General features: G+C 29.8%; 1 protein-coding gene. It reads right to left on the bottom strand.

The window, feature by feature from the left end; translation table 11 throughout:
• Nucleotides 1-371: hypothetical protein (locus tag ACMX9J_RS27680; protein WP_416226473.1), on the bottom strand; the 371-nt coding region annotated here is incomplete at its 3' end.
• Between the last annotated feature and the right edge of the window lie 76 nt (nucleotides 372-447).

Below are 447 nucleotides of genomic sequence, written 5' to 3' on the forward strand. Positions count from 1 at the left end.
AACATAACATTTGCAGTTAAATTTAAAAGCGATACGCTGTTCCATTCATCGACATTTGTATTTGTTTGAAAGAAGTATTCGTAAAGGGTATGAAAAGGTAGGATATTTACATGAGAAAGCTCATTTGTAAAATAAATATCAAAAAAAGGTTCTCCAGTATCTGTAACAATACCCGCATTCCAATTTGGAACAATGGTTTGGGATGCCAAACCAATAAGATATAATACAAACACACCTAAAATAAGTTCCTCTTTAAAAGATGTTATCTTTCTTTTCTTTTTTAAAAAGATAAAACGAAACCCTACATAAAAGGGTAATGCAGCTAAGATATCCCCCAGCATATCTTCTACATATAAAGTGATTAAACCCATTAAAGCTATTTCAACACCAATCTATTCTAAAATGACAAGACCACATTATACCATTAAATTAAATAATAGGTAATAA

The sequence above is a fragment of the Priestia sp. RMT2NF4 genome (assembly GCF_047872835.1).
Taxonomy (GTDB): domain Bacteria; phylum Bacillota; class Bacilli; order Bacillales; family Bacillaceae_H; genus Priestia; species Priestia zanthoxyli.